At 49.6% G+C, this 3,656-nt stretch carries 6 protein-coding genes; all 6 read right to left on the bottom strand.

The features are described 5' to 3' along the window. On the bottom strand, positions 1-161 hold a 161-nt coding region (locus tag AC1DWB_RS32135), incomplete at its 3' end, for an AraC family transcriptional regulator (RefSeq protein ID WP_477545167.1). Positions 162-344: 183 nt separating this feature from the next. After that, positions 345-560, bottom strand: coding sequence for a hypothetical protein (locus AC1DWB_RS32130; RefSeq protein WP_477545166.1), 216 nt, complete (start codon positions 558-560; stop codon positions 345-347). Positions 561-602: 42 nt separating this feature from the next. After that, a complete protein-coding gene (locus AC1DWB_RS32125) occupies positions 603-1,310 on the bottom strand; it encodes a PIG-L family deacetylase (protein WP_477545165.1) in 708 nt (235 codons plus the stop codon). Beyond that, the gene (locus AC1DWB_RS32120) at positions 1,307-1,639 is read right to left on the bottom strand and encodes a DUF1806 family protein (RefSeq protein WP_477545164.1); all 333 of its coding nucleotides are present in this window, start codon (positions 1,637-1,639) and stop codon (positions 1,307-1,309) included. Before AC1DWB_RS32120 ends, AC1DWB_RS32125 begins: the two co-directional genes overlap by 4 nt. Before the next feature lie 111 nt (positions 1,640-1,750). Continuing rightward, complete coding sequence (gene alr, locus AC1DWB_RS32115; protein WP_477545163.1) at positions 1,751-2,878, bottom strand: alanine racemase; 1,128 nt, start codon at positions 2,876-2,878, stop codon at positions 1,751-1,753. Further along, the coding region (locus AC1DWB_RS32110; protein ID WP_477545162.1) for a glutamate ligase domain-containing protein at positions 2,872-3,656 on the bottom strand (785 nt) is incomplete at its 5' end. The genes AC1DWB_RS32110 and alr, both read right to left, overlap by 7 nt.

The raw sequence follows: 3,656 nt of genomic DNA, 5'->3' as shown, positions 1-3,656 counted from the left end.
TAATATAAGGGAGAAAGCCCGATCTTTTCTTTGAAAATACGCGCGAAATGGTAAGGACTATAGGCTGCATGACTTGCCAATCGGGAAAGTGGAAGCGGATCATAAATATGCTGATGAATATATTGGATCACTTCGTCTATTTCTGAATACCGGTCAGTCACCGTTCTTACTCCTTCCTAACGCTTATGCTTTTACAAAATAACAACAAATAACAGAACAACCGTTCGTATTCATGTTACCACATTTTACAAGTGTATGGAACTGWTTATTTAACTTAGTGGTGGAAAAAGAAAAAGAGCCGTGCAACCGCACGACTCTTTAAGGATGAACATCACCGGAACTCTTTACTTGATAAGCTCTTTTTGCCAAAAATCGATAACCGTATACTCAGGCAATTCCATGGACGGCCATGAATTTTTGAACTTGAATCCGTACCCTTCCATACATTTCAAGAAAGCATCCACTTCCTCATTCTTGACTCTCATTTCCATCGAGATTGTATGTTGAATAATATTCTTCAGCTCTTTTAGCTGGTTGGCGTCTTGATCAGGCACAGTCATGATTAGCCTATCCCTCCCCTATCCCCTATTGATCCTACATTATTAACGCTCTAGCTGCATTGTAAACGTAGACGTACCGTCGTCACGGATCAAATATTCGGTCTTCCCCATCGTTGCAATCGCTCGTTCATCGGGCAGCCAAACCCACGGTTCTATCTCGGATTGACACCGATGCGCACGGTAAGCAAGCAGCTTCTCCAAACGAGTTGTTGTGATGTCTTCCCCTACGATCTGTTCCGGTAACAGTCCGAACCGTTCCGGCTGTTTCATCGTATCTCCGTATGTGATGAAGTAAAGTCCATTCAATCCAGGAATATGTCCCGATTGCTTCGCTTCATAATAAGCCGCTGTTGCTGCCAATCCGATCGCGCAGTGGTCCGGGTGACCGCCCAACCGCTCATGAAATGTCAATACGATATCAGGTTGAACTTCGATCATATGCTGGAGGACCGTATTCTGCAATTGTGCAGTCGGTTCGAACTCCACGGTTTTGTCCATAATGTTCAGATATCGGGGCTGACGAATACCCAGATGCCGGCAAGCTTGCTCTAGCTCACGCTCCCGCAAGCGGGGCATCGACTCCCGGTTCACATATGGCGGATTGCCTACGCGTCTGCCCATCTCGCCTTTCGTTGCGCACACCAGATGGATGTCCACGCCTTGTTTAGCATACTTCGCGAGAATCCCTCCGCAGATGAATGTCTCATCATCCGGATGGGCAACTACAACCAGCCAAGTTGTGCCTCTCATTCCGTGCTCGCCTCCCTATCGAAGTCAAATGGCGTCAAGCTCAATTGCAGCGCTGTAGTAATCCTTCCTGCGGAGTCGTGACCTGCCAACAGCAATTGCCCGTCTCGGCTCRCATCCATGTCGGTCAACCCTTCGGCACGAATCCAGCCACCCTCCATTGTCCGCAGGGCAACTCGATACGGGCCCTCCCCAGCCCCGAACGTGTCAGCAATCACAATCGGTACGTTCCGCATAAATGCGCCTGGATTCACCTCGAGATGTACATAGGCTGTTGTCCCCTTATATCGTGCTAACTCAGCAGTTAACCGTGACTTCTCGATTGGTTTCATACGTGCACAACCTTTCATTTCTTCAGAAAAATGAGCAGGATCAATGGAATCGATCCTACTCCTTATGATTATACCGCTATTATGACCCGACAACAAAGCCATACACAACAGTTACGAATATACTCGCTTGATCCGGTCGGAGAGCGAAGTTGCAATTTGCTGGGGGATCGTGCCGATATAGTCAGCCGCTTCTTCCAGAGAGATGGATTGTTCCCGYTGATACCCGATCCAGGTCACTTGCGTGCCGACAGGAACATAATGTGGCAATCGAATCATGAATTGATCCATGCATATGTTGCCAACAATCGGAACCCGCATTCCCTCAACCAATACTTGAAACCCGCGAAAATCTATACTCAGCCCATCCGCGTACCCTACCGGCACAGTCGCGATCCATTCACCCCCCACAGCAGTATAGGATTGGTCGTAACCCAAGGTCTCGCCCTTCTCAACTCGTTTCACTTGGATCACACTGGAGTGCAAGGATAAAGCAGACCTCAGCTTGAGTGACGTTAGTGCCCTAACGTTACGATCCCGTGTATCGATGCCGTACAATGCAGCGCCTACACGAACCATATCCAGGCTCCGCTCCGGATAACGTATGGCTGCAGCGCTATTGGCGCAATGCGCCGGAACGCCATGCCAGCCAGACTGCCGGAGCCACTTCCGCATCTCCATGAATCTCTGCCATTGCTGCTCATAATACGTACTATCCATCGCATTGGCCGTTGCAAAATGGGTGTAAACGCCTTCGACCAAGATATCTTCGGCAGCCAGCAACGGAACTATTGCTTCAAATTCGGCATGCTGATGGATACCAGTTCGCCCCATCCCGGTATCCATCTTCAAATGTACGCGTAGCGGTTGCATAGCACGTTTGTATCGACGCATCTCCACCAACCATGAGGCGTGATGAACAGGAAGTGCAATGTCATAGCGGACCGCTGTGTCGACATGTGCAGGCATTGGCGGAGTCAACACCAAGATCGGAGCGGATATTCCATGCTTGCGCAGTCGTACCGCTTCCTCGAGATTGCTAACTGCAAGCTCGTCTGCTCCTGCTTGCACGGCGGCCTTGGCAACCTTCACCCCACCATGACCATAACCATCCGCCTTAACAACCGCCATGAATTTGCAACCGATGGGTAGTCGTTTCCGAATCGTGGAGATGTTCTGTTCAATCGCGTTCAAATCGATCCCTGCCCAAGTTAACGAGCTAGTTTGGTCAATCGTCAACATAGGCTCACCTGATCGCATAACGCCTCGACTATTTTTTCCATCTGAAGCGAACGGGATCCTTTTACAAGTATCAGGCACTTAGATTGGATCACTTGTCCTAACTGGGTTATGACTTCCTGTTGATCGAAACAAGCGATGACCCGATCAGCTGGCCAGTGCAAGCTGGCGGATTGAGCCATCAGGTTCGCCATGGGCCCCAGTGTAATGAGCAAGTCGATACGGTCGGCATCCAACTCAGCACCAAGCTCGGTATGGAATGCGGCAGCCTCGTCCCCCAGCTCTACCATATCGCCAAGTACAGCAATCTTCTGATTGTAGCCTGTTAGCTCGTACAAAGAGTCAAGCGCTGCTCGCAGACTGGTCGGGTTGGATTTGTACGTATCATTAATAATGGTCAACTCGCCTGTTCGAACAAGTTCATTACGCATGCCGGTCGCTTCCACTTGCTGCAAGCCTTGCTGAATGTATGCATAAGATATTCCGAAATGACGGGCAACCGCGATAGCCGACAGTGCATTGATCAATTGATGTTTGCCCAGCATCGGAAGATGCAGACCGGGACTCCAAGGATCGGAGATCGTAAATGAAATTCCAGCTTCATTCAGGGAGAACGATGTAGGGTGCCAAGGATTGATGGTCGCTTCACCAAACGATGTGGTTGTGTTACCGGAGAAATTCTCGTTCAGCTGTTGGACCAGACGGGAGCTGTCGCCGTGATAAACGAACAAGCCGTTCACTTTCAAACCATGCAGGATCTCAAGCTTGGCTTGGGCAATGC

The organism is Paenibacillus sp. P4_E11 (assembly GCF_056401635.1).
This window is presented reverse-complemented; position numbering and strand designations above follow the sequence as displayed.

Excerpts from the sequence above, each read along its gene's own strand:
- AC1DWB_RS32130 (WP_477545166.1), bottom strand. The coding sequence starts at position 560 with ATGACTGTGCCTGATCAAGACGCCAACCAGCTAAAAGAGCTGAAGAAT.
- AC1DWB_RS32125 (WP_477545165.1), bottom strand. The coding sequence starts at position 1,310 with ATGAGAGGCACAACTTGGCTGGTTGTAGTTGCCCATCCGGATGATGAG.